This is a genomic window from Variovorax sp. PAMC28562 (assembly GCF_014303735.1).
GTDB lineage: Bacteria > Pseudomonadota > Gammaproteobacteria > Burkholderiales > Burkholderiaceae_C > Variovorax.
Map to the genome: position 1 here is coordinate 95,897 of NZ_CP060296.1, position 25,130 is coordinate 121,026.

Annotated in this window: 23 protein-coding genes; 9 read left to right on the forward strand and 14 right to left on the reverse strand. The window is 63.6% G+C overall.

Annotated elements, in window-relative coordinates:
• The first annotated feature begins 23 nt into the window (after positions 1 to 23).
• Entirely contained in the window at positions 24 to 263 is a 240-nt protein-coding gene (locus H7F36_RS00445; RefSeq protein ID WP_187052835.1) for a DUF1653 domain-containing protein, read from the forward strand.
• On the opposite strand, the gene purN is transcribed toward H7F36_RS00445, so the two are convergent.
• Positions 244 to 849 (reverse strand): phosphoribosylglycinamide formyltransferase, encoded by a 606-nt coding sequence (gene purN / locus H7F36_RS00450; protein WP_187052836.1) that lies wholly within the window; start codon positions 847 to 849, stop codon positions 244 to 246. The two genes, H7F36_RS00445 and purN, sit on opposite strands and share 20 nt — an antisense overlap.
• A gap of 140 nt (positions 850 to 989) precedes the next feature.
• On the opposite strand from purN, the gene H7F36_RS00455 reads away from it, so the two are divergent.
• The 3 genes from H7F36_RS00455 to H7F36_RS00465 all read left to right on the forward strand — a co-directional run bounded on the left by H7F36_RS00455 (position 990) and on the right by H7F36_RS00465 (position 4,909).
• Positions 990 to 2,189 (forward strand): acyl-CoA dehydrogenase family protein, encoded by a 1,200-nt coding sequence (locus tag H7F36_RS00455; protein WP_187052837.1) that lies wholly within the window; start codon positions 990 to 992, stop codon positions 2,187 to 2,189.
• 92 nt (positions 2,190 to 2,281) lie between these two features.
• Positions 2,282 to 3,397 carry an acyl-CoA dehydrogenase family protein gene (locus tag H7F36_RS00460; protein ID WP_187052838.1) on the forward strand — a complete coding sequence of 372 codons (1,116 nt, stop codon included), beginning with the start codon at positions 2,282 to 2,284 and terminating at the stop codon, positions 3,395 to 3,397.
• 108 nt (positions 3,398 to 3,505) lie between these two features.
• Positions 3,506 to 4,909 (forward strand): alpha/beta fold hydrolase, encoded by a 1,404-nt coding sequence (locus H7F36_RS00465; RefSeq protein ID WP_187052839.1) that lies wholly within the window; start codon positions 3,506 to 3,508, stop codon positions 4,907 to 4,909.
• Between the two features lie 48 nt (positions 4,910 to 4,957).
• On the opposite strand, the gene H7F36_RS00470 is transcribed toward H7F36_RS00465, so the two are convergent.
• Positions 4,958 to 5,515 (reverse strand): HNH endonuclease, encoded by a 558-nt coding sequence (locus H7F36_RS00470; RefSeq protein ID WP_187052840.1) that lies wholly within the window; start codon positions 5,513 to 5,515, stop codon positions 4,958 to 4,960.
• Between the two features lie 188 nt (positions 5,516 to 5,703).
• On the opposite strand from H7F36_RS00470, the gene H7F36_RS00475 reads away from it, so the two are divergent.
• From H7F36_RS00475 to H7F36_RS00490, 4 genes are all read left to right on the forward strand, one after another.
• Complete coding sequence (locus H7F36_RS00475) at positions 5,704 to 6,753, forward strand: bifunctional riboflavin kinase/FAD synthetase (RefSeq protein ID WP_187054729.1); 1,050 nt, start codon at positions 5,704 to 5,706, stop codon at positions 6,751 to 6,753.
• Positions 6,754 to 6,869: 116 nt separating this feature from the next.
• Positions 6,870 to 9,707 (forward strand): isoleucine--tRNA ligase, encoded by a 2,838-nt coding sequence (gene ileS, locus H7F36_RS00480; RefSeq protein ID WP_187052841.1) that lies wholly within the window; start codon positions 6,870 to 6,872, stop codon positions 9,705 to 9,707.
• A 13-nt stretch (positions 9,708 to 9,720) separates the two neighbouring features.
• Positions 9,721 to 10,209: a signal peptidase II gene (lspA, locus tag H7F36_RS00485; RefSeq protein ID WP_410003055.1), complete on the forward strand. Its 489-nt coding sequence runs from the start codon at positions 9,721 to 9,723 to the stop codon at positions 10,207 to 10,209.
• Positions 10,210 to 10,334: 125 nt separating this feature from the next.
• On the forward strand, positions 10,335 to 11,996 hold the full coding sequence (locus H7F36_RS00490; protein ID WP_187052843.1) for a Na/Pi cotransporter family protein: 1,662 nt from the start codon (positions 10,335 to 10,337) through the stop codon (positions 11,994 to 11,996).
• Positions 11,997 to 12,000: 4 nt separating this feature from the next.
• On the opposite strand, the gene H7F36_RS00495 is transcribed toward H7F36_RS00490, so the two are convergent.
• Positions 12,001 to 13,023 (reverse strand): bile acid:sodium symporter family protein, encoded by a 1,023-nt coding sequence (locus tag H7F36_RS00495; RefSeq protein ID WP_187052844.1) that lies wholly within the window; start codon positions 13,021 to 13,023, stop codon positions 12,001 to 12,003.
• 70 nt (positions 13,024 to 13,093) lie between these two features.
• On the opposite strand from H7F36_RS00495, the gene H7F36_RS00500 reads away from it, so the two are divergent.
• Positions 13,094 to 14,014: a LysR family transcriptional regulator gene (locus H7F36_RS00500; RefSeq protein WP_187052845.1), complete on the forward strand. Its 921-nt coding sequence runs from the start codon at positions 13,094 to 13,096 to the stop codon at positions 14,012 to 14,014.
• Positions 14,015 to 14,038: 24 nt separating this feature from the next.
• Here H7F36_RS00500 and H7F36_RS00505 read toward each other — a convergent pair whose 3' ends face one another.
• The 11 genes from H7F36_RS00505 to H7F36_RS00555 form a co-directional block, all read right to left on the reverse strand.
• Complete coding sequence (locus tag H7F36_RS00505; RefSeq protein ID WP_187052846.1) at positions 14,039 to 14,431, reverse strand: response regulator; 393 nt, start codon at positions 14,429 to 14,431, stop codon at positions 14,039 to 14,041.
• 13 nt (positions 14,432 to 14,444) lie between these two features.
• Complete coding sequence (locus tag H7F36_RS00510; RefSeq protein WP_187052847.1) at positions 14,445 to 15,431, reverse strand: quinone oxidoreductase family protein; 987 nt, start codon at positions 15,429 to 15,431, stop codon at positions 14,445 to 14,447.
• A gap of 55 nt (positions 15,432 to 15,486) precedes the next feature.
• A complete protein-coding gene (locus tag H7F36_RS00515) occupies positions 15,487 to 16,290 on the reverse strand; it encodes an SDR family oxidoreductase (RefSeq protein WP_187052848.1) in 804 nt (267 codons plus the stop codon).
• Between the two features lie 18 nt (positions 16,291 to 16,308).
• The gene (locus tag H7F36_RS00520; RefSeq protein ID WP_187052849.1) at positions 16,309 to 17,268 is read right to left on the reverse strand and encodes a DMT family transporter; all 960 of its coding nucleotides are present in this window, start codon (positions 17,266 to 17,268) and stop codon (positions 16,309 to 16,311) included.
• A gap of 6 nt (positions 17,269 to 17,274) precedes the next feature.
• On the reverse strand, positions 17,275 to 18,900 hold the full coding sequence (locus H7F36_RS00525; protein ID WP_222620415.1) for a gamma-glutamyltransferase family protein: 1,626 nt from the start codon (positions 18,898 to 18,900) through the stop codon (positions 17,275 to 17,277).
• Between the two features lie 6 nt (positions 18,901 to 18,906).
• Positions 18,907 to 19,878, reverse strand: coding sequence for a Bug family tripartite tricarboxylate transporter substrate binding protein (locus H7F36_RS00530; RefSeq protein ID WP_187052850.1), 972 nt, complete (start codon positions 19,876 to 19,878; stop codon positions 18,907 to 18,909).
• Between the two features lie 61 nt (positions 19,879 to 19,939).
• On the reverse strand, positions 19,940 to 21,451 hold the full coding sequence (locus H7F36_RS00535; RefSeq protein ID WP_187052851.1) for a tripartite tricarboxylate transporter permease: 1,512 nt from the start codon (positions 21,449 to 21,451) through the stop codon (positions 19,940 to 19,942).
• A gap of 12 nt (positions 21,452 to 21,463) precedes the next feature.
• Positions 21,464 to 21,952 carry a tripartite tricarboxylate transporter TctB family protein gene (locus H7F36_RS00540; RefSeq protein ID WP_187052852.1) on the reverse strand — a complete coding sequence of 163 codons (489 nt, stop codon included), beginning with the start codon at positions 21,950 to 21,952 and terminating at the stop codon, positions 21,464 to 21,466.
• A gap of 105 nt (positions 21,953 to 22,057) precedes the next feature.
• On the reverse strand, positions 22,058 to 23,854 hold the full coding sequence (locus H7F36_RS00545; protein WP_187052853.1) for a GspE/PulE family protein: 1,797 nt from the start codon (positions 23,852 to 23,854) through the stop codon (positions 22,058 to 22,060).
• A 3-nt stretch (positions 23,855 to 23,857) separates the two neighbouring features.
• Positions 23,858 to 24,610 (reverse strand): spermidine synthase, encoded by a 753-nt coding sequence (locus H7F36_RS00550; protein ID WP_187052854.1) that lies wholly within the window; start codon positions 24,608 to 24,610, stop codon positions 23,858 to 23,860.
• A 110-nt stretch (positions 24,611 to 24,720) separates the two neighbouring features.
• Positions 24,721 to 25,098: a hypothetical protein gene (locus tag H7F36_RS00555; RefSeq protein WP_187052855.1), complete on the reverse strand. Its 378-nt coding sequence runs from the start codon at positions 25,096 to 25,098 to the stop codon at positions 24,721 to 24,723.
• Positions 25,099 to 25,130 lie beyond the last annotated feature (32 nt).

Below are 25,130 nucleotides of genomic sequence, written 5' to 3' on the forward strand. Positions count from 1 at the left end.
ACTCCGGCCGCCACAATCCGACGATGACCGACGACGACCTCCCGCCCCTGATTGCGACGCCCCCCGGCCGCTACCGCCACTACAAAGGCGGCGAATACGAAGTCATCGACACCGTGCGCCACAGCGAAACCCTGGAGCCGATGACGCTTTATCGCGCGCTTTACGGCCAGCATGGTCTATGGGTACGGCCCGCAGCGATGTTTGGCGAAACCGTTCAGGTCGATGGCGTCGAACGCCTGAGGTTCAGGCGGATTCCGGACTAGCAGTTGCTTCGATTTCGAGCCAGCGCTCGATGGCCAGCGGATAAAGACGATGCTCCTGTGCGAGCACCCGCTCGGCCAGAGTGGCGACCGTATCGCCGTGCAGTACCGGCACCGCGGCCTGCGCGAGGATCGGGCCGTGGTCGAGCTCCGTGGTGACATGGTGCACGGTAACGCCCGCCACCTGGCAGCCCGCGTCGATCGCTCTTTGGTGGGTGCGAAGCCCCGGAAAGGCCGGAAGTAACGACGGGTGGATGTTGATCAGACGCCCCTCGAAATGCGCCACGAAACCGGGAGTCAAGATACGCATGAATCCTGCCAAAACGACCAGCGCGGGCGCATGAACGTCGATGGCTGTTGCCAGTGCGGCGTCGAACTCATCGCGCACCGCAAATGCTTTGTGGTCTACGGCCGCCGTAGCGATGCCGTTCGCTGCTGCCAGAGAAAGGCCGCCCGCCGTCGGCTGGTTGCTGATGACCGCCGCGATGCGAGCGCCGAAACGCTCTGCCCAGCGACCGCTCCCGGCAGCCCGCACGATGGCCGCCATGTTGGAGCCGCCGCCGGAAATCAGGATCACGATGTTCTTCATGGAGGCGCAAATTATCTGTGCGCGCAGCTGCGGCCTTTTTTGTCGCGGCGCGGACACCCGAAAACCGCACGACCGTGCTAAAAACCGCAATTCCGGAGATTAAGCCGCAACGGCGATCCGATCAACACAGCGAGGCATGCATGGATTTGAGCTTCACGCCCGAAGAACAAAAGTTCCGCGAAGATATTCGCGCCTGGGTCAAAGATAACCTTCCCCCCGAGATTTCGCACAAGGTACACAACGCGCTCGAGCTGACGCGCGAAGATCTCCAGCGGTGGGCCAAGATTTTGGGCTCCAAGGGCTGGCTCGGTTACGGCTGGCCAAAGGAATTCGGCGGTCCGGGTTGGACAGCCATCCAGCGCCATCTTTTCGAGGAAGAAACCGCCCTGGCTGGCGCGCCGCGCATCATTCCGTTCGGACCTGTGATGGTCGCGCCGGTGATCATGGCTTTCGGCAATGCCGAACAGCAGAAGCGCTTTCTGCCTGGCATCGCCAGCGGTGAAGTCTGGTGGAGCCAGGGCTACAGCGAGCCGGGTTCGGGTTCCGACCTCGCCTCGGTCAAGACCAAGGCCGAACGCCAAGGCGACAAGTACATCGTCAACGGCCAAAAGACCTGGACCACGCTCGGCCAGTATGGCGACTGGATGTTCAACCTCGTGCGCACCAGCAATGAGGGCAAGCCGCAAACCGGCATCAGCTTCCTGCTGCTCGACATGAAGTCGAAAGGCGTGACGGTGCGGCCGATCAAGCTGCTTGACGGCGGCCATGAAGTCAACGAAGTGTTCTTCGACAACGTCGAAGTGCCGGCCGAGAACTTGGTCGGCGAAGAGAACAAAGGCTGGACCTACGCCAAGCATTTGCTCAGCCACGAGCGCACCAACATCGCCGACGTGAACCGCGCCAAGCGCGAACTCGAACGCCTCAAGCGCATCGCGAAGAGCGAAGGTGTTTGGGACGCGGCGGGCGATGCTTACGCTTTGCGCTTCCGCGACGAGATTGCCAAGCTCGAAGTCGACCTGGTCGCCCTCGAGATGATGGTCCTGCGCGTTCTGTCGGCCGCCACGTCGGGCAAGAACTCGCTAGACGTCGCCGGTCTGCTGAAGATTCGCGGCAGCGAAATTCAGCAGCGCTACACGGAACTGATGATGCTGGCGGGCGGCGCTTATTCGTTGCCGCTTATCCGCGAGGCCATGGAAGCTGGCTACCAAGGCAACTTTCCCGGTGGCAACCCTGCACTGGCGCCGCTCACGTCGACCTTCTTCAACATGCGCAAGACCACCATCTACGGTGGCTCGAACGAAGTGCAACGCAACATCGTCGCGCAGACGGTTCTCGGCTAACGCCTTGGAACCGTCCGCGCGAGCGCGACAGGACTGCTCCCCACTCCCCCTCCACGAGGGGGCTCCAGCAAGAGCTTCGCTAGGAATTAAAAATGGATTTCAACTTCACCGACGACCAGGAACAACTTCGCGACGCCGTTCGCAAGTGGGTCGACAAAGGTTATGATTTCGAACGCCGCCGTAAGATCGAAGCGGCCGGTGGCTTCTCGCGCGAAGCGTGGGATGAAATCGCCGAGCTCGGTCTTGGCGGTCTCTACATCAGCGAAGACGACGGCGGGCTCGGCATGGGCCCCGTTGCAGGCATGGTGGTCATGGAAGAACTCGGCCGCGGCATCGTGCTGGAGCCTTTTGCACAGACGCTGATCGCGGGTGGGGTGCTGGGCGGCTACGCCAGCGCCGACGTCAAGGACAACTGGCTGCCACGCATCGCTGGCGGTCAGGCCATCGTCGTGCTCGCGTACCAGGAGCGCAAGGCACGCTACCGGCTCGATGTGTGCGAAGCCAAAGCCGCCAAGTCGGGCGACGGCTACACGGTCAACGGCACCAAGAGCCTGGTGGCTGCCGGCGATGAAGCCGATGCTTTCCTAGTGCCGGCCCAGCTAGACGGAAAGATCGCACTCTTTTTGGTCGAGCGCAGCGCCAGCGGTGTCGAAGCACGCGGCTACGGCACGCAGGCTGGCGACCGCGCCGCTGAAGTCGTGTTCGACAAGGCAGCGGCAACTTTGGTCACGGTCGACGGACTGACGGCCCTAGAGCACGCTGTCGACATCGGCATCGCAGCGATCTGTGCCGAAGCGGTCGGCGTCATGGACAAGACGGTCGCGTTGACGGTCGACTACATGAACCAGCGCAAGCAATTCGGCGTGACGATCTCCACCTTCCAGGCGCTGCGCCATCGCATCGCCGACATGAAGATGCAACTCGAACTCGCGCGCTCGATGAGCTACTACGCATCGCTCAAGCTCAATGCGCCGGCAGAGGAACGCCGCCAGGCAATGGCACGGGCCAAGTACCAACTCGGCACATCAATGCGCTACGTCGCGGCGAACTCGGTGCAGTTGCACGGCGGCATCGGCGTGACCGACGAATACATCGCGAGCCATTACTTTCGCAAGCTCACGCAGCTCGAAATGACGTTCGGTGACACCCTGCATCACCTGGGAGAAGTGTCCACGCGCATGCAGGACACGGCGGGCGTCTTCGCCTGAACGCGCGACTTCTTTCGCCACCTGCCGACCAGCGCCCTCGCATCCAGCGCACCACACGCCCGCCCGCACTCGTCGGCGGGCGTTTTTTTACTTGAAACGAAGCTTGCAATGCCCACGCACACACGTCGCACAGTCCTCATTGCGGGTTTGGCCATGGCCGTCGCCGTCACCATGCTCACCGCCTGCGCCACCGCGCCTTCCCCGTCTACGACCGAGCGCCCGCCGATCGTGTTCATGCACGGCAATGGCGATTCAGCAGCGCTTTGGCAAACGACGATCTGGCGCTTCGAGTCGAACGGCTGGCCACGTGATCGACTGTTCGCCGTCGACCAGCCGATGCCGCTGGCGCGGGACGACGACACCATCGCCCAAGCGGGCCGCACTTCGACGGCGGAGTCCGCAGCCTTCCTGCAAACCGAAGTCGACAAAGTGCTGAAAGCGACGGGCGCCAGCAAGGTCGTGCTGCTTGGCAACTCGCGTGGCGGCAACACGATCCGCAACTACGTACAAAACTACGGCGGCGCTGGCAAGGTCAGCGCCGTGGTGCTGGGCGGAAACCCCGCCCACGGCATCTGGAACGTGCCGGGCTTCAACGAGCGCAGTGAATTTTCAGCGCGCTCGGCCCTCATTCAGCAACTGAACATGCCCAAGGGACCGAGCGGCGAAGAGGTCACGCCCGGCGTCCGTTGGCTTACGCTGCGCTCCGACAACAACGACAAGTTCGCGCAGCCCGATGGCGTGTGGATCGGTGCGCCCGGCAAGCCGACGAACATCGGCTACGAAGCGCCGGCGCTGAAGGGCGCGACCAACATCGTGCTGCCGCGTGTCGATCACCGCGAGACGTCGTTCTCGCCGGCAGCCTTTGCCGCGACCTGGCAGTTTCTGGTGGGCGAGGCACCAAAGACCACCGCCGTGACACCAGAGTCCACGGTCGTGCTCGACGGGCGCCTCACCGGCTTCGGGCTTTCAAGCCTCGATCCCGCGAGCGGACAGTTCACCAACAACCTCCCGATCGTCAGCGCACAGTTGACGGTCTACGCAACGGATGCCGGCACGGGTGCTCGCACCGGCGAACCCGTGCATCGCAAGACCATCGGCGCCGATGGGCGCTGGGGCCCGTTCACGGCCCGGCCGACGATGGCGTACGAGTTCGAGATCACTGCCCCCGGCTATGCCACGACGCACACCTACCGCAGCCCCTTCCCGCGCAGCAGCAGCGTCATCAACCTGCGGCCTGAACGCATCGCACCAGCTGACCGCGATGCCAGTGCCATCGTGATATTCACCCGCCCGCGCGGCTACTTCGATGCCGAGCGCGACACCATGCGCTTCGACGGGCAAGCTGCGCTGCCAGGCGTTCCGCCGCGCGGTTCGGGTGTTTCGTCGTCGAAGATCAAGCTGACGAGCGAGGCGCCGCGTTCTGTCGCCGGCGAGTTCAATGGTGAGCGCGTCGCAGGCCAGACCTGGCCCGCGGCGCAAGGCAACATCACGTTGCTCGAACTGACGTACTGACGTACTGACGTCGTCCGGAGGCCGCAGCGGAATTGAAGAGCGGCGCTGCTAGCCGTGCAGCCGCGAGCTGTGCGGCAGGTGGGCCATCAAGAACTCCATCTGGTCCGCCAGGATGCGGCGATTGCGCAGGATGAAGTCTTCCCACAGGCTGGGCACATAGGGCGCGTAGAGCAGCGGCATGTTCGCCTGCTCCGGCGTGCGGCTGCTTTTGCGATGGTTGCAGGGCTTGCAAGCCGTGACGACATTCATCCACACATCGATGCCGTTTTGCGCAAACGGAATGATGTGCTCGCGCGTGAGTTCTTCGTCATGGAAGTGGCCGCCGCAATAGGCGCAGAAGCCCCGGTCACGGGAAAACAGCTTGCTGTTGGTCAGCCCGGGGCGCTGTGTAAAAGGATTGATGCGCGGCACGCCCTTGGTGCCGATGATGCTGTTGATCGCGATCTGCGACTGCAGCCCGGTCACAGCGTTGTGCCCGCCACGATACACCGCCACCTGCGCGCCCACCTCCCAGCGAACTTCGTCCGCCGCGTAGTGAATTACCGCCTGTTCGAGCGATATCCACGACTGGGGCAGCCCTTGGGCCGACAGTTTCAAGACCTTCACCACACGTCTCCTCAAAAAAGGGAAGAACCACGGAAAGACCGGATGCACACGGTGAGTCGCAGGCGCCCCTGAGCAGAGGGCAATTGACTCACTGCGTCACAATATACCGGCTTTGTGACAAATCGCTGCTGCGAGCCCATTTGACGGGCGCGGGCTGCTATCAAAAAGAGATCAATTCGACAACGCCTATGCAGGTTTTTCGCGGTTTTCGGCACCCGGGTGTGGCTAAAGCCTGCGCCCTGACCATCGGCAATTTCGATGGCGTCCATCGTGGCCATCAGGCCATGCTCGCCCTCTTGAACACCGAGGCCCGTCAGCGGGGCCTGCCGAGTTGCGTGCTGACTTTCGAGCCGCATCCGCGCGATTACTTCGCGGCGCTTGCGAAGCGACCGGAGCTCGCGCCAGCCCGCATCGGCACCCTTCGCGACAAGCTGGCCGAGCTGGCTGCCGGAGGTGTGGCGCAGACCATCGTGTTGCCTTTCGACAATCGGCTCGCCTCGCAAACCCCCGATGAATTCGTGCGCGACGTACTTGTCGACGGCCTCGGCGCCCGCTACGTGCTGGTGGGTGACGACTTCCGCTTCGGTGCCAAGCGCGCCGGCGACTACGCGATGCTCGACGCTGCCGGTGACGCGAACGGCTTCGACGTGGCGCGCATGAACAGCTACGAAGTGCACGGCCTGCGGGTGTCGAGTTCGGCCGTGCGCGAGGCGCTAGAGGCCGGACGCATGAAAGAGGTACAGACGCTGCTTGGCCGACCTTATGCCATCTCGGGCCATGTGGTGCACGGCCGCAAGCTCGGTCGGGCGCTGGGTGCGTCGGCGCCGGGCAAGGACGACGGTTTTCGCACGCTCAACCTGCGGTTCAAGCATTGGAAACCGGCGGCCAGCGGCATCTTCGCGGTGCTGGTGCACGGCCTCGGCGACAAGCCGCTGCCGGGCGTTGCCAACCTCGGCGTGCGGCCGTCGCTCGATGCCAACGACGTGAACGCCGGTCGTGTGCTGCTCGAAACGCATTGCCTGGAGTGGCCCTCGCAACTCGGCATCGAAGGTGCCTACGGTAAAATCGTTCGCGTGGAACTGCTCTCAAAACTGCACGACGAATTGCGCTACACCAGCCTCGAAGCCCTGACTGCAGGCATCGCGAAGGATGGCCGGGACGCGCGCGCGTTCTTCGTGTCCATGCCTGTGCAGACCCACGCGGAAACCCACCGCCAGACCACGCGCGACCGAATTTAGCCTTGCACGCTCGTGCTGCCGCCCTTCGACAAGCTCAGGGCGAACGGCTTTCCCCTCCGTTCCGACGCTGACCCGTTCGGGCTGAGCCTGTCGAAGCCCTGTTCCGTACTCCAATCATGTCCGACACCCCCTCCTCGACCGACTACCGCGCCACCCTCAACCTGCCCGACACCCCCTTCCCGATGCGCGGCGACATGGCCAAGCGCGAGCCGGGCTGGGTCAAGGAATGGGAAGACGAAGGCCGCTACCAGCGCCTGCGCGACGCTCGCATGGGCGCGCCCAAGTTCATCCTGCACGACGGCCCTCCCTACGCCAACGGCCAGATCCACATGGGCCACGCCGTCAACAAGATCCTCAAGGACATGATCACCAAGGCGCGACAGCTCGAAGGTTTCGACGCGCTCTATGTGCCGGGCTGGGACTGCCACGGCCTGCCGATCGAGAACGCGATCGAGAAGAAGTACGGCCGCAACCTGAGCCGCGACGACATGCAGGCCAAAAGCCGCGCCTTCGCGACCGAGCAGATCGCGCAGCAGATGACTGACTTCCAGCGCCTGGGCGTGCTGGGCGAATGGACGCATCCGTACAAGACGATGGACTTCGCCAACGAGGCCGGCGAGCTGCGCGCCTTCAAGCGCGTGATCGAGCGCGGCTTCGTCTACCGCGGCCTGAAGCCGGTGTACTGGTGCTTCGACTGCGGCTCGTCGCTGGCCGAGTTCGAGATCGAATACGCCGACAAGAAGTCGCAAACCATTGACGTCGCCTTCAAAGCGCACGAACGCACCAAGGTGCTCGAAGCCTTCGGCCGGCCCGACGTGCTGGGCGATGTGTTCGCCGTCATCTGGACCACCACCGCCTGGACCATCCCGGCGAATCAGGCGATCAACCTGAACCCCGAGCTCGAGTATTCGCTGGTGGACACCGAGCGCGGTCTCTTGATCCTGGCCAACTCGTTGGTCGAGATGTGCATGACGCGCTACGCGCTCGATGGCAAAGTACTGGCCACAGTCAAGGGCGAGGCGCTCGGTGGCCTGGAGTTCGAGCACCCGCTCTATGACGTCGACGCAGGCTACCAGCGCCTGTCGCCGGTGTACCTGGCCGACTACGCCACCGCCACCGACGGCACCGGCCTCGTCCACTCCTCGCCCGCCTATGGCGTGGATGACTTCAACTCCTGCATCGCACATGGGCTGACGATCGACGACATCCTGAATCCGGTACAAGGCAACGGCAGCTATGCGGCCGACTTTCCGTTGTTCGGCGGCAAGAACATCTGGAAGGCGGTGCCCGAAGTCATCGCTGCGCTGCGCGATGCCGGCCGCCTGATGACGACAGAGACCATCACGCACAGCTACCCGCATTGCTGGCGCCACAAGTCGCCGGTCATCTACAGGGCCGCGGCCCAATGGTTCATCCGCATGGACGAAGGCGAAGGCGTGTTCACCAAGGACAAGGCGCCCAAGACCTTGCGCCAGACCGCGCTCGACGCCATCGAACAGACGACCTTCTACCCAGAGAACGGCAAGTCGCGCCTGCACGACATGATCGCCAACCGGCCCGACTGGTGCATCTCGCGCCAGCGCAGTTGGGGTGTGCCGATCCCGTTCTTCCTGCACAAGGATTCGGGCGAGTTGCACCCGCGCACGATGGAGATCCTGGACCAGGCGGCCAGCATCGTCGAGGCCGGCGGCATCGAGGCCTGGAGCCGCGTCACGACCGAAGAAATCCTCGGTGCCGACGACGCACCCAGCTACACCAAGAGCACCGACATCCTCGAGGTTTGGTTCGACTCGGGCTCGACCTTCTGGCACGTGCTGCGCGGCACGCACGCTCCGGGCTTTCACGAAACGGGCCCCGAAGCCGACCTGTACCTCGAAGGCCACGACCAGCACCGCGGTTGGTTCCACTCATCGCTGCTGATCGCCTGCGCGCTCGAAGGCCGAGCGCCCTACCGCGGGCTGCTGACGCACGGCTTCACCATCGATGCGCAAGGCCGCAAGATGAGCAAGTCGCTCGGCAACGGGCTCGACCCGCAGGAAGTCAGCAAGAAGCTGGGCGCAGAAATCATCCGCCTGTGGGTGGCAGCAAGCGACTACTCAGGCGACATCGCGGGCGACGACAAGATCCTCGCGCGCGTGGTCGACGGCTACCGGCGCATCCGCAACACGCTGCGCTTCCTGCTGGCTAACACCAGCGACTTCGACATCGCCAAGGATGCGGTGCCGCTCGACCGCATGCTGGAGATCGACCGCTATGCGCTCAGCCGCGCAGCGCAATTCCAGGCCGAAATCCTCGCGCACTATCAGGTGTACGAATTCCATCCGGTCGTCGCCAAACTACAGATCTACTGCTCGGAAGACCTGGGCGGCTTCTACCTCGACATCCTGAAAGACCGGCTCTACACGACCGCGCCGGGCTCGCTGGCGCGCCGCAGTGCGCAGACCGCGCTTTGGCACATCTCGCAGGCGATGCTGCGCTGGATGGCGCCGTTCCTGAGCTTCACCGCGGAAGAAGCGTGGCGCGTGCTGGGCCACACTGAATCGATCTTCACGCAGACGTACACCGACCTCGGCACCGCTGACAACGCGTTGCTCGCCAAGTGGAGCCGCATCCGCGAGATCCGCGATGGCGTCAACAAGGAAATCGAAACGGTGCGGGCCGAAGGCAAGGTCGGCTCGTCGCTGCAAGCCACGCTGCAACTGACGGCGCCGCCGGAAGATCACGCACTGCTGCAGTCCCTCGGTGACGACCTGAAGTTCGTCCTCATCGCGTCGGACGTCGCGCTGCTGTCTGGCACCGCACTGTCGACCGTGGTCGTCGCATCGAGCGAAGTCAAATGCGAGCGGTGCTGGCACTACCGCGCCGATGTCGGCCACGACGCGGCCTACCCGACCATCTGCGGCCGTTGCACCAGCAACCTGCACGGTGCGGGCGAAGTGCGGAGCGTTGCCTGACATGGCGCGCACCATGACCTTGTCGCGCGGCGGCAGCCTGTGGCCCTGGCTCGGCTGGGCAGCGATCGTGCTGATCGTCGACCAGTTCACCAAGACGTTGATCCTGGGCTATTACCGGCTGGGCGATCACACGCCCGTCACCGGCTTCTTCAACATCGTGCGGGCCCACAACACAGGTGCGGCGTTTTCGTTCTTGGCGGACCACTCTGGCTGGCAGCGCTGGCTGTTCACCGTGATCGGCATCGCTGCAGCGGTCTTCATTTTGTGGATGCTCAAGACGCACGCCGGCCAGAAGCTGTTTTCGTTTGCCATGGCATCCATCCTCGGCGGCGCGATCGGCAACGTGATCGACCGGATGATGCATGGGTACGTGGTCGACTTTCTCGACTTCTACGTCGGCAACTGGCACTTCCCGGCGTTCAACGTGGCCGACAGCGCCATCACGTTGGGAGCGATCTGTCTGGTGCTGGACGAGCTTCGTCGGGTCAGACGAGGCAAGTAGGCGCGGCCCTCCCTTTGGGACTCGACGCGGGGCCGGCCGTCAAGGACTACAGGCACGCACCCCTTCGCAGCGGACAGGCGAAGGCGACACGCAATTGGCAGCAACTGGGGTGTTAGCCTTTCCCGATGAAGCATTTATTGAACCTGCTGGCAGCCATCGCGTTGCTGGTCTGGGGAACCCATCTCGTTCGCACCGGCGTGTTGCGCGTCTTCGGCGCCAACCTCCGCAAGATCCTCGTGCGCAGCATGCGCAACCGCTTCACGGCCGCGCTGTCGGGCATCGGCGTCACGGCGCTGGTGCAGTCGAGCACCGCGACCTCGCTGATGACTTCATCCTTCGTCGGCGCGGGGCTGGTCACGCTGCCGGCAGCGCTGGCTGTCATGCGCGGTGCCGACGTCGGCACGGCGCTGATGTCGGTGCTTTTTTCCACCGATCTGTCGTGGCTGTCGCCGCTCTTCATCTTTGTCGGCGTGGTGCTCTTCATCACGCGCTCTGCCAGCGCCGCAGGCCGGGTCGGTCGCGTGCTGATCGGCCTCGGGCTCATGCTGCTCGCGCTGCAACTGGTGGTCGCCACCACCGGGCCACTGTTCTCTTCACCGGCCGTGCGCGCACTGCTCGCATCGCTCAACAGCGATGTGCTGCTCGAGATCACCATCGGTGCGGTCTTCGCGGTGGTCGCCTATTCCAGCTTGGCCGTGGTGCTGCTGGTCGCGGCCATGGCGAGCTCGAACGTGGTCCCGCTCGACGTGGCGTTGGGCCTCGTGCTCGGCGCCAACCTGGGCAGCGGCTTGCTGGCGGTCCTCACAACCGCCAAGTCGCCGGTACCGGTGCGCCAGGTGACCGTCGGCAACCTGATCTTCAAGATTGCCGGTGTCGCTATCGCAGCACCCTTCGTTGGCCTCTATTTGCGCGAAGCGCGCCACTTCGTTTCAGACGCCACCTCTCTTGTGGTGCTGTATCACCTGGCCTTCAACGTCTTCGTGAGCCTCGGCTTCATCGGCTTTACAGACATGGTTGCCCGCCTGGTGTCCCGCGCGATGCCGGTGCCGGTCGCAAACACCGCGACGCAGCGGCCGCACCATCTCGATCCATCGGCCCTCTCGACGCCCTCGCTCGCCATCTCTAACGCGGCGCGCGAGGCCTTGCACCAGGCCGACATCGTGGAGACCATGCTGATCGGCATGCTCAACGTGCTGCGCAACAACGACCTGCGGCTCGCGCAAGAGCTCCGCAAACTCGACGACACGGTGGACGAGCTCTACTCGGCCATCAAGTACTACATGACGAAGATTTCGCGCGAGGCGCTCGGCGAAGAAGAGAGCAAACGCTGGACCGACATCATCAGCTTCACGATCAACATGGAACAGATCGGCGACATCATCGAGCGCGTGATCATCGACATCGAAGACAAGAAGATCAAGCCGCAGCGCAATTTTTCGGACGCCGGCATGAAGGAGATCGTCGAACTGCACGAGCGGCTGATCGCCAACCTGCGCCTGAGCATGAGCGTGTTCCTGAACGGCAACGTGCGCGATGCGCAAAAGCTGCTGCAAGAGAAAGCACGCTTTCGCGACCTGGAGCGAGCCTATGCGACCACGCACCTCGGCCGGCTGTCGAACCAGACGGCGCTGAGCATCGAAACCAGCTCGCTGCACATCGACCTGATCAGCGACCTGAAGCGCATCAACTCGCACATCTGTTCGATCGCTTATCCGATCCTGGACTCGGCCGGCGTGCTTTCGCCGAGCCGGCTGCGCGAGTCGCGGCTCGGCGAACTCGAAGCCTGAAAACCTAGGGGCCGACCGACCTTGCGGTCTTGGCTTGTTCCGCCGCCTTGGGCGGCGCTTCGATCAGCGGCCGCCGCGCATAGCGCTGTGCCAGATACGCACACACCATCAACTGCATCTGGTGGAACAGCATCAACGGCAGCACGATCGCGCCGACCGTGTGCGCCGCGAACAGCACCTGCGCCATCGGAATGCCACTCGCCAGGCTTTTCTTGGAGCCGCAGAAGACGATGGTGATCTCGTCGGCCTTGTCGAACCCGAGCCTGCGCGCGAGCCAAGTGGTGCTGACCAGCGCCAGTGCCAGCAGCACGCCGCAGATCAGGAGCAGCCCGGCGAGTGCGCCGATCGGCACCTGCTTCCACAGGCCTTCGATCACGGCGGCACTGAAGGCGGTGTAGACCACCAGCAGGATCGAGCCACGGTCCACATAAGTGAGGATGGCCGCACGGCGCTTGATCCAGCCGCCGATCAGCGGGCGCAACAAATGGCCCGCGACGAACGGCGCCATGAGCTGCAGCAAGATGCGGCCGATGGAGTCGAGCGATGCACCCGCACTGGCGTGCTGCACCACGACGAGGTTGACGAGCAACGGCGTGACGAAGACACCGAGCAGTGTCGATGCCGAGGCGCTGCACACCGCAGCCGGCACGTTGCCCCGCGCCATCGATGTGAAGGCGATGGCCGACTGCACCGTGGCCGGCAGCACGCAAAGAAACAGGATGCCCGTGTACAGATCGGGCGTGACGAGCGGCAGCAGCACCGGTTTCAGCGCGAGGCCAAGCACCGGGAACAGCAGGAAAGTGCAGGCGAACACCAAGAGGTGCAAGCGCCAGTGGGTGATGCCCGCCAGAATCGCCTCGCGCGAGAGTTTGGCCCCGTGCAAAAAGAACAGCAGGCCGATGGCGAAGGTGGTCAGCCGTCCGAAAAACACAGCGGTGCCGCCGCTCGCCGGAAGCAGGCTGGCGATCACGACGGTCGAAACCAGCGCGAGCGTGAAGTTGTCGGGGAGAAAGCGTGAACGGGCCATGACGCGTATTGGAACGCGGCCGCATTCAAAAGAGAAATCGATTTATCTGATGGATATATGATTCCTTTGCATGAACGTCACGCTGCGCCAACTCCGGGTTTTTCGGTCGGTCGCCGACGGTCGCAACTTCAGCCGCGCCGGGGATCAGGTCGGCCTGACCCAGCCTGCAGTGAGCCGTGCCATCCTCGAACTCGAGTCCCAGCTGGGCCTGAAACTGCTCGATCGCACCACGCGCGAGGTGACGCTGACCGAGGCGGGCCAGTCGCTGGCGGCGCGGCTCGATCGCGTGCTCGACGAGCTCGACCAGACACTGCAGGACGTGGCCGGGCTCGCGAATGCGAGCGGCGGCAAGGTGCGTGTGGCCAGCAGCCCGACGCTTTCGGCCAACCTCATGCCGGCGTGCATCGCAGCATGCGCCACGGCCGCACCCGGCATCCACTTCATGCTGCTCGACCGCATCCAGCAAGACGTGCTGGACAGCGTGCGCAGCGGCGAAGTCGACTTCGGCGTCGTGATCGAACCATCGGCCACCGACGACCTGCATTGCCAGAACATGCTGAGCGATCCATTCGTCATCGTGACGCTGCCCGGGCATCCCTTTGCGCAGAAAAAGAGCGTTCGATGGTCGGCACTCGATGGCGCAGAACTGGTGCTGCTCGACCACGCTTCCGGGAGTCGACGGCTGATCGACGACGCTTTACAAAAGCACGGTGCATCGTGCCGGGTGACGCAGCAACTCGGCCATCCGACCACCGTGTTTCGCATGGTCGAAGCGGGCATCGGCATCAGCGTGATGCCGGCGTTGTCGTTGCCGCCCGGGGGCTTGGGCGACCTGGTGGTGCGCCCGCTGACACCGCGGGTGCAGCGCACCATCATGCTGATACGGCGGCGCAACCGGGCGCTGTCGCCCGTGGCAGAACGGGTATGGAAGCTGGTACGCGAGACTGTTGAAGCGACAGATGCCCTTAGCGGCCAAGCCCGTGCAAGCTGATGCGCGTCGCGTGGGCGTCGTGCGTCAGTGGTGGTTAGTTTGCTCTTGCCGCCGGCGCAGGCAGAAGTCGATCAGGTCATCGATTTCGGTGGCCTTGTCGAACACCGCGTCGGCACCGAGCTCGGCGCAGCGCTGGCGCACATGGCGCGTCGTATGGTTGCTCAACACCACGAGCCTTTGCGTGGATGACCGGTCGCGGCAGGCTTCGATCACGTTCATGCCGCTGCCTTCTTTCAGGAACAGATCGATGATGGCCAAGTCCCACTTGCCGCGGTTGTGCGTGAGCCAGGCCGTCCCCTCGTCTTCGGTCTCGGCCTCACCGACGGTTTCGACACGCGCCACTTCGCGCAACGTGCCGATGAGGTTTTCACGGATGGTTGCGTTGTCTTCGACGATGTAGGTTCTGACGGTGTTCATGGCCAAGCTTGGTTCAGAGCGTCAGCACCGTGCAACCCGTGGTCTTGCGCGCTTCGAGGTCGCGATGCGCCTGCGCCACTTCGGTGAGCGGGTAGCGCTGGTCGATCGAGATCTTGACTGCGCCGCTTTCGACGACCTTGAACAGATCATCGGCCGCCGCTTGTGTCGCCTCTCGCGTGGCGATGTGCGTGAACAAGGTCGGGCGCGTCACGTACAGCGATCCGCCGGAAGCCAGCTTGCCCAGGTTGAACGGCGGCACCGCGCCAGAGCCGTTGCCGAAGATGGCGAGCAAGCCGAAGGGCCGCAGGCAGGCCAGCGAGCCTTCGAAAGTGTCTTTGCCGACCGAGTCGTAGACGACCTTGACGCCCTTGCCACCCGTGATCTCTTTCACACGTTCCGAAAAATTTTCGGTGCTGTAGTTGATCGCGAATGCAGCGCCATGATCGAGCGCCATCTTGCACTTGGCGTCGCTGCCGGCCGTGCCGATCAACTGGAGTCCGAGCGCCTTGGCCCACTGGCAAGCGATGAGTCCGACGCCGCCAGCGGCCGCATGAAACAGGATGAAGTCACCGGCTTGCAAGCCCTCGGCCGGCAGCGTCTTCTTGAGCAGGTACTGCGCTGTCAGCCCCTTCAACATCATGGCGGCACCCGTCTCGAAAGAGATGGCATCGGGCAGCTTGCACACGCACTTGGCAGGCATGACCCGCGCTTCGCAGTAGCTTCCTGGTGGTTGGCTCGCGTAGGCCGCACGGTCGCCAGCCTTCAGGTGCGTCACGCCCTCGCCCACCGCCTCGACGATGCCCGAGGCTTCCATGCCGAGTTGCAGCGGCATCGCAAACGGATAGAGCCCGCTGCGCTGGTACGTGTCGATGAAGTTCAACCCGACTGCCTTGTGGCGGATGCGTATTTCACCGGGGCCGGGCTCACCGACGTCGACCTCCACGATCTTCAGTTCTTCGGGACCGCCCTGGCGGTCGATTCGGATGGCTTTGCTCTTCATCGATGTCTCCAAAATTCAGTGGCGCATGGTGCCACGATCGCGGCAGGGACGCTCGTCAGTAAGTGCCTGGGTAGGCGCCGCCATCGGCCAGCACGTTCTGTCCATTCACGTAGCCGGCCTGCATGCTGCACAAGAAAGCGCAGATGGCTCCGAACTCCTCAGGGTTGCCGAAGCGCCCCGCCGGAATGGCCTTTTGCCGGGCCGCGCGAATCGCGTCGATGTCTTGCCCGGTTTTCTTGGCGGTACCGGCCATGGTGCCCTTGAGCCGATCGGTATCGAAGGCGCCCGGCAGCAGGTTGTTGATGGTCACGCCCTTGGCCGCGAGGCTCGTGCGCGCCACGCCCGCTACAAAGCCGGTGAGCCCACTGCGCGCGCCGTTCGACAAGCCAAGGATGTCGATCGGCGCCTTGACCGAGCTCGACGTGATGTTGACGATGCGCCCGAAGCCACGTGCCGCCATGCCGTCGACCGTGGCCTTGATGAGTTCGATCGGCGTCAGCATGTTGGCGTCGACTGCCTTGATCCACGCTTCGCGATCCCAGTCGCGAAAGTCGCCGGGAGGCGGACCACCCGCGTTCGTGACGACGATGTCGAAGTTGGAGTGCACCGCAAAAGCAGCCGCACGACCGGCCTCGGTCGTGATGTCGGCCGCCACGGTCTTGACCCACGGCGTGGCTGCCGCTGACCCGCCGGCGCGTGCCGCCCGCAGCTTGACCGCAGCCGCTTCGAGCGCCTCGGCGCCGCGCGCCACGATCACCACGTTCACGCCCTCCTGCACCAACGCCAATGCGCTGCCGAAGCCGAGCCCCTTGCTCGCGCCACACACCAGCGCCGTCTTGCCTGCGATTCCGAAATCCATGGGGTTGCTCCTTGGGCGCTAACGGCCCGACCGTGTGAAAACAAAGATGCCCGCGATGACCAGCGCCGTTCCTGCAGCGATCCATGCGGTGAACGGCTCTCCCAAAATCAACGAGCCCATCAGGATGGTCGATACCGGACCGACCATGCCGGTCTGCGCGGCGACCGCCGCGCCGATGCGCTCGATCGCCATCATCACCATCAACACCGGCACCGCGGTGCACAGCGTAGCGTTGAGCACTGACAGCCATATGACTTGCGAAGCCACTTCGAACGCAGCGCTGATCGGCCGCAGCAGCACGAACTGCGCGATGCACAGCACGCACGCCACGCTGGTCGCCAAACCGACCAGCCGCAGCGAGCCAAGGCGTTTGACGAATTCACCGCTGTAGATGAGGTAGCCCGCATAGCTCACCGCGCTCAAAAAGCACAGCAAGGCGCCCCACGCCGCATCGGTGCCGCTGGTACCGCCAAGGCTTGCGCCGCTGCTCAGCAACTCGTGGCCGAACACCAGCAGCACGCCGGTGTAGCTGATCAACATGCCGATGATCTGCGCACGCGAGGCGCGGCGCCGATACAAGAGCCAGCCGAACAAAAGCACCAAGGTCGGGTTGAGGTACAGGATCAAGCGCTCGAAGCCGGCCGAGATGTAGGCCAGCCCGGCGAAGTCGAGAAAGCTTGCGAGGTAGTACCCCGAAAAGCCAAGACCGAACACGCCGATCCAGTCGCGCGTGGTGAGCGCCGGCTTGCCGCGACCCGACCACCACGCCATGATCACGAACAGCGGCAGCGCGAACAGCATGCGCAGCATGATGAGCGTGACCGCGTCGACACCATGCCGATACGCGAGCTTGACGATGATCGCCTTGCCGCTGAAAGCGATCGCACCGACCGTGGCCAACACGAGCCCGCCGGCGATGGACTTGCTATGTGCCTGTGCTTTTGCCTGTGCTTCGGCTGCAGTCGATGTAGCTGCCACTGGCGATCAAAATCCTGCGGCCACGCCGTCGCGCCGCGCATCGCTGGCCGCCACGTAACCCTCGACGGCCGGATTGCCCTTTTCTTCACCGACGCGCCAGATGAACTGCCCGGCACCGAAGTCCTGGTACGAGTCGTTGATGACTTCCATGCGATGGCCGAGCGCGCCGAGCCCTTCGATCGTCTTCGGGTTCATCGCCGACTCGACGTTGATCTCGAGTCCCGCGTTGAAACGCCAGCGTGGCGCATCGCAGGCGGCCTGCGGGTTCTGCTTGTAGTCGAGCATGCGCACGAGAGTCTGCATATGCCCTTGCGGCTGCATGTTGCCGCCCATCACCCCGAAGCTCATGACCGGCTGCCCGCCCTTGGTAAGAAAAGCCGGAATGATGGTGTGAAACGGCCGCTTGCCCGGTGCCACCACATTGGCACTGGCCGTGTCGAGATTGAAGCCGTGTCCGCGGTTCTGCAAGCTGATGCCGAACTCCGGCTCGACGCAGCCCGATCCGAAGCCCATGTAGTTGCTCTGGATGAAGCTCACCATCATCCCGCTCTCATCCGCAGCGGTCAGGTAGATGGTGCCGCCCTTGACCGGATTGCCGACGCCGAAGTTCTGCGCTTTTTTCACGTCGATCAGTTTGGCACGCGAGGCGAGGTAGTCGTCATCGAGCATTTGCAGGTGGGTCACCGCCATCGACGATGACTCGGCAACGTGGTGATACACGTCGGCAAAGGCCAGCTTCATCGCCTCGATCTGCAGATGTTGCGACGCCACCGAGTCGACCGGCATCGAGGCGATGTCGAACTTCTCGAGGATGCCCAGCGCGATCAACGCTGCGATGCCTTGGCCGTTGGGCGGGATCTCGTGCAACGTGTAGCCGCGGTAGTCGCGCGAGATCGGTTCGACCCATTCGGGCTTCCAATTGGCGAGGTCGCTGGCTTTCAGGCTGCCGCCGTTGGCGGTCGAAAACTTCTCGATCGCCGCGGCAATCTCGCCGCGATAGAACGATTCGCCCTTGCTGGCCGCGATCGACTTGAACGCGCGTGCGGCCGCGGCAAACCTGAAGAGTTCTCCGACTTCGGGCGCTCGGCCCCATGGCAAGAAGCCTTGTGCAAAGCCCGGCTGCGATTGCAAGAGCGACGTCGCGGCCTCCCACTTTTGCTGGACCACCGGCGGCACCAGATAGCCGCGCTCGGCCGTCTCGATGGCGGGCGCCATCAGGTCGGCGAACGGCAGCTTGCCGAAGCGCTCGCTCAACGCGGCCCAACTCGCGACCGCGCCCGGTACCGTCACCGAATCCATGCCGCGCTGCGGCGGCGTGCGCGCGTCGGCGCCGTACTTGCGCTTGAAGTAGTCGGGCGTCCAGGCCTGCGGTGCGCAGCCCGACGCGTTGAGGCCGTGCAACTTCTTGCCGTCCCACAGGATGCAGAACGAATCGCTGCCCAGGCCGTTGCTCACCGGCTCGACCAAGGTCATCACCGCGGCTGTCGCCACCGCCGCATCGACCGCGTTGCCGCCCTGCTGCAGGATGCGCAGGCCCGCTTGCGCTGCGAGCGGATGCGAGGTCGACACCACGTTGCGCGCGAAGACAGGAATGCGCGTGGACGTATAGGGATTGCCGTAGTCGAATTTCATGGAGCTTCAGTCGCCTTTGATGTTGCGGTCGGTGATGATCTTTTTCCACTTGGCCGCGTCGGCGGCGACCATGCTGGCCAGCTCCTGCGGTGTGCTGGTGGTCGGCTCGATGCCGAGGCGCGACAGCTTGGCGCGCACCTCCGGATCGGCCAGCGCCTCGTTGGCGGCGGTGTTGATGCGCGTGACCAGATTCGGCGGTAGCGCCTTGGGTCCGTACAGGCCGAACCATGTATTCGATTCGAAGCCCGGCAGCACTTCGGCGATGGGTTGCAAGTCCGGTGCCAACGGACTGCGCTTGAGCGTCGTCACGCCCAGCGCGCGCAACCGGCCGTCGCGCACGTGCGGCATGCCGGTCGGCAATGAATCGAAGAGCACGTCGATCTTGCCGCTGATCAGGTCGGGGATGGCCAGCGCCGTGCCCTTGTACGGAATGTGCGTCACGAAGATGCCGGCCTGCGACTTGAACAGTTCCGCCGTCAACTGCACGATGGTGCCGTTGCCGCTCGATGCGTAGTTGAGCTTGCCGGGGTTCTTCCTGGCGTAGTCGATCCACTCGCGCACCGTCTTGGCGGGCGCGTCGTTGGGCACCAGCATCACGCTCGGCGCATCGCCGACATGCGCGATCGGCGTGAAGTCGCGCACCGTGTCATACGGCAGTTTGACGGTCATGGCCGGGCCGATCGAGTGCGTGCTGGTGGTGGCGAGCAGCAGCGTGTAGCCGTCGGGCGTCGCCTTGGAAACAATGTCGGTGCCTATCGCGCCACCTGCGCCGGGCCGGTTGTCGACCACCAATGTGGTGCCGAGCTTTTCGCCCATCTTCTGCGACAGCGTGCGCGCAAAAAGATCGGTGGCGCCGCCTGCGGAAAACGGCACTACGAGACGAATCGGTTTGGTGGGATAGGTCTGCGCCCACGCCCCGCCGAAGGCAAACGCCCCGGCCATGGCGACCGACGCGCGAAGAAAGTGATTGCGCTGCATTACATCGATTAAAGCAAAACGGCACCCGAAGGTGCCGCTCGCTTGTTCCGATGCGCAGTGCCTACTCTTCGACGAACGCCTCTTCGCGCTTGTTCTTGACTGCCGGCAACAGCACGATGACCAGCAGCAGTAACGCAGCCGCCAACAGGCCCGCCGAGATCGGTCGCGACACGAAAACACTCCAGTCGCCACGCGACAACAAGAGCGCGCGCCGCAGGTTCTCTTCCATCATCGGCCCCAGGATGAAGCCGAGCAGCAGCGGCGCAGGCTCGCACCCCAGCTTGTAGAACAGGTAGCCGATGAAGCCGAAGATACCCACCAGCCAGATGTCGAAGGTGTTGTTGTTGGTCGAGTAAACGCCGATCGCGCAGAACAGCACGATGGACGGAAACAGATACTTGTACGGCACCGACAGCAGCTTGATCCACATGCCGATGAGCGGCAGGTTCAGGATCACCAGCATCGCGTTGCCGATCCACATCGATGCGATCAGGCCCCAGAACAGTTCAGGGTTGCTGGTCATGACCTGCGGACCCGGCTGGATGTTGTGGATGGTCATGGCGCCGACCATCAACGCCATCACCGCGTTGGGCGGAATGCCGAGCGTCAAGAGCGGAATGAAGGACGTTTGCGCACCGGCGTTGTTGGCCGATTCGGGTGCGGCCACGCCACGGATGTTGCCCTTGCCGAAAGGCACTTCGCCCGGACGCAGCTTGGTCTTCTTTTCGATGGTGTAGGCCGCGAAAGAGGCCAGCAAAGCACCGCCTCCGGGCAGGATGCCGAGGGCAGAACCGAGCGCTGTGCCGCGCAGGATTGCCGGGACCATGTTGCGGAAGTCTTCCTTGGTCGGGAACAGGCCGGTGACCTTCGCGGTGAACACTTCGCGGTCTTCATCGGGCTGCGACAGGTTGGCGATGATTTCGCCGTAGCCGAACACGCCCATGGCGATGGCGACGAAGCCGATGCCGTCGGTGAGTTCAGGAATGTCGAAGCTGTAGCGCGCGACGCCCGAGTTGACGTCGGTGCCGACCAGGCCCATCAAGAGGCCCAGCACGATCATCGCGATCGCCTTCAACAGCGAACCCGAGGCCAGCACCACGGCACCGATCAGGCCCAGGATCATCAGCGAGAAGTATTCGGCCGGGCCGAACTTGAAGGCCAGTTCGGTCAGCGGCGGTGCGAAGGCGGCAAGGATCAAGGTACCGACGCAGCCCGCGAAGAACGAGCCCAGGCCAGCTGCTGCGAGCGCAGGTCCGGCTCGCCCTCGTCGCGCCATTTGATAGCCGTCGATGACAGTCACCACCGAGGACGATTCTCCGGGCAGGTTCACCAGAATGGCAGTCGTCGAGCCGCCGTATTGCGCGCCGTAGTAGATGCCTGCCAGCATGATGAGTGCCGACACCGGGGGCAGCGCATAAGTCGCAGGCAGCAGCATCGCGATGGTCGCGACCGGGCCAATGCCGGGCAGCACGCCGATGAGCGTGCCCAGAACGCAGCCGATCAGGCAGTACAGCAGGTTCGTGAAGGTGAACGCGACGCCGAAGCCGATCGAGAGGTTATGAATCAGGTCCATGTGTGTGCTCCCTTAACCCGTGATGAAGGTGGGCCACACCTGAATTTGCAGCTTGAGTGCCAGGATGAACGCGACATAGCTGCCCGCAGCCAGCACCGTCGCGAGAACGATCACCTTGGCCAGGTTGAACTCGTTGCCCGCCAGGCTCGAGATGAGCGTGAGCGCGTAGATGGCGACGATGAGGCCCATGGCCGGCAAGCCGATGCTGGGCAAGCCGCCGAGCAACACGCCAAAAGCAAAGTTGGCCAACAAGATGAAGACCACCTGCTTCCACGCCCACCTGCCGATCTTTTCGCCATCGGCGGTTTCGACAGTGAGCGCGGTGAAGACGATGACCAGGCCAATGACGGCCATCACGACGCCCAGCATCAGCGGAAAGTAACCCGGCCCCATCCGGGCACCACTGCCCACGTTGTAGGTCGTCGCGCCCCAGGCGAACGCGATCCCGGTGATGGCGAACATCAGTCCCGAGAAAAAGTCTTTCTGACTTTTAATTTTCATGAACCCGTCTCCTCGACATATTTCGAACCACGCGATTGTGTGGTCAGGCAGAGGTCAGGACGATGTGGATTCCACCTAATGCAAGCCTAGGGATAACCCCGAAGCTCAGTCGAGCGGCGGGGTAGCGCTCAGCACTTCTTCGATGGTGGTGAGGCCTTCAGCCACGCGCAGAGCGCCGGCAAGCCGAAGAGGTCGCATGCCGTCGGTGACGGCTTGTCGCTTCAAGGCGCTGAGGTTCGGCTCCTTGTTGACCTGCGCCTTGAACGCCTCGCTGATGCTGAGCAATTCATAGAGGCCCATGCGCCCCATGTAGCCGGTCATGCGGCAGTCGACGCAGCCGACTGGCTTGTACGCGCTGACCGAACCGGTAATCTGCCAGGGCTTGACGAACTCGGCAAGTTTCTCGCGCGTGATCGACTCGTCGGGCAGCTTGCAGTGCGTGCACAGCGTACGCACCAGCCGCTGCGCCAGCACACCCAGCATCACTGCGTTGATGAGGTACGACGGCACACCCAGCTCCATCAGCCGCGTGATGGCGCTCGGTGCGTCGTTGGTGTGCAGCGTGCTGAAAACCAGGTGGCCGGTGAGCGCCGACTGCACCGCCATTTCGGCCGTGGCCAGGTCGCGAATTTCGCCGACCATGATGATGTCCGGGTCCTGCCGCATCAGGGCGCGAAGGCCTTCGGTAAATCCGAAGTCGAGTTGCGGCTGCACCTGCGTCTGGTTGAACGAAGGCTCGATCATTTCGATCGGGTCTTCGATGGTGCTCACGTTGACCTGCTCGGTCGCGACGCGCTTCAAGGTGGAATAGAGCGTGGTCGTCTTGCCGGAACCGGTCGGGCCGGTCACCAGGATGATGCCGTGCGGCCGTGTCACGAGCTGCTCCCAGCGCTTGGCGTCGTGCTGCGCGAAGCCGAGCGCATCCAGATCTTTCACCGCGGTGTCGGGGTCGAAGATCCGCATCACCATCTTCTCGCCGAAGGCGGTCGGCAAAGTCGACAGACGCATTTCGACTTCGTCGCCGCGCATGTTCCGGGTCTTGATGCGGCCGTCGAGCGGGCGCCGCTTTTCGACCACATCCATGCGGCCGAGCAGCTTGATGCGCGCGACCATCGCGTTCATGACACCCATCGGCATCTGGTAGGCCGGGTGGAGCACGCCGTCGATGCGAAAGCGGATCACGCCCTGTTCCCGCCGTGGCTCCAGATGGATGTCGCTGGCACGCTGGTCGAAGGCGTATTGCCAGAGCCAGTCGACCACCTGCACCACGCTTTGGTCGTTGGCGTCGAGCTGCTTGTTGCTCTTGCCGAGCTCGACCAGCTGCTCGAAGCTCGCGCCGCCCGTGTTGCCGCCGACTTTTTGCGCAGCCTTGACCGACTTGGCGAGGGCGAAAAATTCGGCCGTGTAACGCTGGATGTCGGTCGGGTTGGCCACTACGCGGCGCACCGATCGGCGCGCCTGCCGCTCGACTTCGGAAACCCAGTCGGTTAGAAAAGGCTCGGCTGTGGCAATGACGACTTCGCTCGGCGTCACCTGAATGGGCAGCACCTTGTGGCGTTCGGCATAGGCCGCGCTCATGGTGTCTGCGACCTTGCCCACGTCGACCTTCAACGGATCGATGCGGAGGTAGGCCAGGCCTGCGCGACCGGCCAGCCACTGCGTCAGCATTTCCAGATCGAGCGGCTTGCCGTCTTTTTCGCGCGTCATTGCGACGTTGGCGAGCCGCACCAACGGCGCCTGCCGGCTTTCCGCCTGAGCGCAGCGGGCGATGGTGCGCTTGGCTTCTTCAGGCGAGATAACGCCGTCGCGTGCAAGCCATTCGATGAGATGCCGCAGATCGAGCGGCCCTTCGTATCGGGTCAGCGAGGCTGCGGGTTGAACGGAGCGGGGAGCGGCACTCATGAATCAGGTCTGGGGTTTGAAGACCCGCAGCCACTTGGGCGCAGGCAGACCCCAACGAGTTTGTATGGTTTGCGCCCGGTCGGCAAGCGCGGCGCGCTTGGGTTCACTGGCCGTGCGCTGGGCCAGCACCACGGTGTTGCCTTCGCGGGTCGGCTTGAAGGCCCACACCGCGCCGACACCGAACGCCGCACTGATCTTTTCCAGACTTTTCTCATAGCTCGACGAGCGACCGAACAGGTTGACCGTCATGCAGCCGTCCTCGGTCAGCAGAGCGCGGCAGTCGGCATAGAAGTCTTCGCTGTCGAGCACCGGCGCTGCGGCCTCGTGGTCGTACAAATCGACCTGCAACGCATCGACGGTGCCATGCCATTTCGGCTTCTTGATTTCTACTGCGGCATCGGCGATGACGATTTCCAGCTTGACGTCGTCGGCCGGCAGCTTGAACCAGCCACGGCAGGCGGCCACGACTTGTGGATTCAGTTCGACCGCGGTGGTTCGCATGCGCAATGTCTTGCGGCTGAACTTGGTCAGCGTCGCGGCGCCGAGCCCGAGCTGCATCGCATGGCGGCGCGCCACGGTCGAGGGCTCGACGAACAGGAGCCAAGCCATCATTCGCTGGACGTATTCGAGTTCGATCTCGAACGGCGCATCGATCTTCATCGAACCCTGGACCCATTCGGTCCCCAGATGCAGGTAGCGTACGTCGCCCCAGTCCGAGAAATTGACTTCAGGAAGAGACATCGTTTTAGTGGACATGCGGTTGCGGATGATGCCATCCAGACGACAAAAAACCCGCCGCGGCGGGTTTTTGATTGGTTCCGAAGAACAGACTGATCTGCAAAGGTCAGCAAGCTTCGGCTTCAGGCTCACTGCTTCTTGGCAGCTGCGTTTTCTGCGGTGCCCGGGATCTTTTCACCGATCTTGGCACCTGCCGCGCGCATGCCATTCGCAGTGCTGTGACCAGCGTTCTCGACGACATTGGCGCCCTTCTTGGCGACCTTCTTCGTTGCGCGATAGGCCTTCTTGGTGCCAGTCTTGGTGGCGTTGTAGGCCTTCTTGGTTCCGCTCTTGGTCGCGTCGACAGCGTCCTTGGTGGTTTCCTTGGCGCGCTCTGTCACGGTCGGTGCGGGAGCAACGGCCGGCGCGGTTGCCGGTGCAGTCGTCTGAGCATTGGCAGACAGACCGATCGATGCAAAGGCCAGGGCGAGCACGGCCGGGACGGTGCGAATGAAAGATGCGTTCATGAAGAATCTCCTTGAAAGTTGGAGTGACGAAC

What these genes read in the sequence shown, in the direction of transcription:
- H7F36_RS00445 (WP_187052835.1), top strand. Translation starts at nt 24, where the DNA reads ATGACCGACGACGACCTCCCGCCCCTGATTGCGACGCCCCCCGGCCGC.
- purN (WP_187052836.1), bottom strand. Translation starts at nt 849, where the DNA reads ATGAAGAACATCGTGATCCTGATTTCCGGCGGCGGCTCCAACATGGCG.
- H7F36_RS00455 (WP_187052837.1), top strand. Translation starts at nt 990, where the DNA reads ATGGATTTGAGCTTCACGCCCGAAGAACAAAAGTTCCGCGAAGATATT.
- H7F36_RS00460 (WP_187052838.1), top strand. Translation starts at nt 2,282, where the DNA reads ATGGATTTCAACTTCACCGACGACCAGGAACAACTTCGCGACGCCGTT.
- H7F36_RS00465 (WP_187052839.1), top strand. Translation starts at nt 3,506, where the DNA reads ATGCCCACGCACACACGTCGCACAGTCCTCATTGCGGGTTTGGCCATG.
- H7F36_RS00475 (WP_187054729.1), top strand. Translation starts at nt 5,704, where the DNA reads ATGCAGGTTTTTCGCGGTTTTCGGCACCCGGGTGTGGCTAAAGCCTGC.
- ileS (WP_187052841.1), top strand. Translation starts at nt 6,870, where the DNA reads ATGTCCGACACCCCCTCCTCGACCGACTACCGCGCCACCCTCAACCTG.
- lspA (WP_410003055.1), top strand. Translation starts at nt 9,721, where the DNA reads ATGACCTTGTCGCGCGGCGGCAGCCTGTGGCCCTGGCTCGGCTGGGCA.
- H7F36_RS00490 (WP_187052843.1), top strand. Translation starts at nt 10,335, where the DNA reads ATGAAGCATTTATTGAACCTGCTGGCAGCCATCGCGTTGCTGGTCTGG.
- H7F36_RS00495 (WP_187052844.1), bottom strand. Translation starts at nt 13,023, where the DNA reads ATGGCCCGTTCACGCTTTCTCCCCGACAACTTCACGCTCGCGCTGGTT.
- H7F36_RS00500 (WP_187052845.1), top strand. Translation starts at nt 13,094, where the DNA reads ATGAACGTCACGCTGCGCCAACTCCGGGTTTTTCGGTCGGTCGCCGAC.
- H7F36_RS00505 (WP_187052846.1), bottom strand. Translation starts at nt 14,431, where the DNA reads ATGAACACCGTCAGAACCTACATCGTCGAAGACAACGCAACCATCCGT.
- H7F36_RS00510 (WP_187052847.1), bottom strand. Translation starts at nt 15,431, where the DNA reads ATGAAGAGCAAAGCCATCCGAATCGACCGCCAGGGCGGTCCCGAAGAA.
- H7F36_RS00515 (WP_187052848.1), bottom strand. Translation starts at nt 16,290, where the DNA reads ATGGATTTCGGAATCGCAGGCAAGACGGCGCTGGTGTGTGGCGCGAGC.
- H7F36_RS00525 (WP_222620415.1), bottom strand. Translation starts at nt 18,900, where the DNA reads ATGAAATTCGACTACGGCAATCCCTATACGTCCACGCGCATTCCTGTC.
- H7F36_RS00530 (WP_187052850.1), bottom strand. Translation starts at nt 19,878, where the DNA reads ATGCAGCGCAATCACTTTCTTCGCGCGTCGGTCGCCATGGCCGGGGCG.
- H7F36_RS00535 (WP_187052851.1), bottom strand. Translation starts at nt 21,451, where the DNA reads ATGGACCTGATTCATAACCTCTCGATCGGCTTCGGCGTCGCGTTCACC.
- H7F36_RS00540 (WP_187052852.1), bottom strand. Translation starts at nt 21,952, where the DNA reads ATGAAAATTAAAAGTCAGAAAGACTTTTTCTCGGGACTGATGTTCGCC.
- H7F36_RS00545 (WP_187052853.1), bottom strand. Translation starts at nt 23,854, where the DNA reads ATGAGTGCCGCTCCCCGCTCCGTTCAACCCGCAGCCTCGCTGACCCGA.
- H7F36_RS00550 (WP_187052854.1), bottom strand. Translation starts at nt 24,610, where the DNA reads ATGTCCACTAAAACGATGTCTCTTCCTGAAGTCAATTTCTCGGACTGG.
- H7F36_RS00555 (WP_187052855.1), bottom strand. Translation starts at nt 25,098, where the DNA reads ATGAACGCATCTTTCATTCGCACCGTCCCGGCCGTGCTCGCCCTGGCC.